The organism is Paraburkholderia sp. BGA-UO-ETr-F21, from assembly GCF_059567925.1.
Genome location: NZ_JCAQOY010000012.1, coordinates 1 through 2,007, shown reverse-complemented (window position 1 = coordinate 2,007; position 2,007 = coordinate 1). Strand labels below are relative to the sequence as shown.

At 58.6% G+C, this 2,007-nt stretch carries 1 protein-coding gene and 1 pseudogene; one reads left to right on the top strand and one right to left on the bottom strand.

Annotated features, from left to right (window positions below; all coding sequences use genetic code 11):
- Positions 1-221 precede the first annotated feature (221 nt).
- The gene (locus AC57B1_RS09895; RefSeq protein ID WP_496417435.1) at positions 222-1,274 is read left to right on the top strand and encodes an IS110 family RNA-guided transposase; all 1,053 of its coding nucleotides are present in this window, start codon (positions 222-224) and stop codon (positions 1,272-1,274) included.
- 332 nt (positions 1,275-1,606) lie between these two features.
- On the opposite strand, the pseudogene AC57B1_RS09890 reads toward AC57B1_RS09895, so the two are convergent.
- Positions 1,607-1,867 (bottom strand): annotated as a pseudogene (locus tag AC57B1_RS09890) (transposase); the annotation flags it as partial.
- Positions 1,868-2,007: the final 140 nt, after the last annotated feature.

Here is a 2,007-nt window from a genome sequence, read left to right as displayed (position 1 = left end):
GATAGGGTGCTGCGAAGCTCCATTCTTCGTCGGACACATCGGTCGGATACCCTTTGCGATCTGCTCTTTTCATCCCGCCAGGATACTAGGTCTCCCGCAAAGTGCCTAACACGCTCTAGACGAGCATATGCAAATGCTCGCCCTGGGGAATGCCCGGCCACATGCCGCGAATGAATTTCTTCCGGTAATCGGACGACCTTCACTGAACGGCGCAGGCAGTCATGGATGAGGTCAAGTTTTACGTTGGGCTCGATGTGCATAAAGACTCCATCGCAATCGCATTCGCCCGGGCGCACTTGCGGGACGATCCTCAATTTGTCGGGACGACCCGCTACAGCGTGATTTCCCTGACGAAGGCACTTTCGAAGCTGGGCAAGCCATCCGAGCTCAGTGTCTGTCACGAAGCGGGCCCCTGCGGGTATGGGCTCGTGCGGGCGCTGCGCGAACAGGGCTATCGCTGTGAAGTGGTTGCGCCATCGCGCGTCGCCCGGCGGCCTGCCGACAGAATCAAGACGGACCGTCGCGACGCATTACTGCTGGCAAGACTCCATCGGGCCGGCGACCTGGTGCGCGCTCGGGAGGATGCTGTGAATGACCAGCGCAGAATGCGACACAGGCTCAAATCCTTTCTGCTTCGTCATGGTCATGCCTACACCGGCACGCGGTGGGGACCGAAGCATGAACTCTTCCTCTCGAAGATAAAATTCGAGGAGCCCGCCCAGCATATCGTCTTCACCGAGTACCGGATGGCGGTGCGGTTCGCCACCGAACTCGTCGAGCGCCTCACGCAGTCGCTGCGCGCCCATGCCGAAACCTGGCGGTGGTTGCCAGTGGTCAAAGGCCTGATGACCCTGCGCAGCATTGACTTCATCTCCGCGTTGACCATTGTCGCGGAACTTGGCGATTTACGGCGTTTCCCGCATCCACGCGAATTCATGGGCTACCTGGGACTTGTGCCGTCGGAACACTCCAGCGGGAATTCAAAGCAACGAGGCCGTCTGACCAAGACGGGCAACACGCACGTGCGCAGAATACTTGTCGAAGCGGCGTGGAACTATCGGTTGCCGGCGAGAATCGGTGAGTCGCTACAGCCTCGACTGGAAGGACAACCTCGACATATCATCGACATCGCCTGGAAAGCGCAGGTTCGGCTCTGCCACAGATTTCGCCGGCTTCGCGCACGAGGTCTTCACCAGAACAAGACGTGTGCGGCGATCGCGCGCGAACTATGTGGCTTCATCTGGGACATCGGGACACGACTGCAGCCAGCGTGAGCACGGCGTTAAATCTTGCCCGGAGATTTTAGACAGGAGCCGCTATCGCAAAACCTTTAACTTCCACCTGATCGGTAACGCGGCATCGGGCGCGATGAGGGGAATCCTCGAGATTTTTTTGTGAGCACGCGACTGCGTGATCTCCGTGGTTAAGAGCGAGGTAGCCCCGTGACGGAAAGATGAAATGCGGTAACCAGCCCGCGGATATGAGCTTGATCCATCGTCGATAAACAGCCCGTCTGCCGCGTTACCAATCAGGTCGGATACGTTGACATTCGAGATCGCGGTGGCGAGGGCGGTGCTCGCCCTGCTTGCAAAAACAGGCCATATGAAAAATCATTCTCCAGCGCCAATTGGCCGATCTTTGCGTGAAGCGTCTTCAGATCCACCGGCGGCTCATTGACGGGCGCGCCCGCCGCGCCGAACACATCGGCCGCTCGGTCTTGCAACTGCCGCTTCCACTCCGTGATCTGGTTCGGATGAACCTCAAACTGCTGCGCCAATTCTGCCAGTGTGCGCTCGCCACGTACCGCTGCCAGTGCCACCTTCGCCTTGAACGTCGCTGAGTGCGTGCGCCGGGTTCTCTTCGTCATCGTCTGGTTTCCTTTGTAGGGGCGGTTTCAAGAGTGAAGCGCAACAGGGGGCTAATGAATGGAAGCTGAGGTTATCGACGCGGTTGCAAGCATACGTTCGAAGACCTCGAATGGCGAATGAAATGCATGGGTAGCGCGAG

Bases quoted from the DNA above. Each gene is read 5' to 3' on its own strand.
- AC57B1_RS09895 (WP_496417435.1), top strand. From the start codon at position 222: ATGGATGAGGTCAAGTTTTACGTTGGGCTCGATGTGCATAAAGACTCC.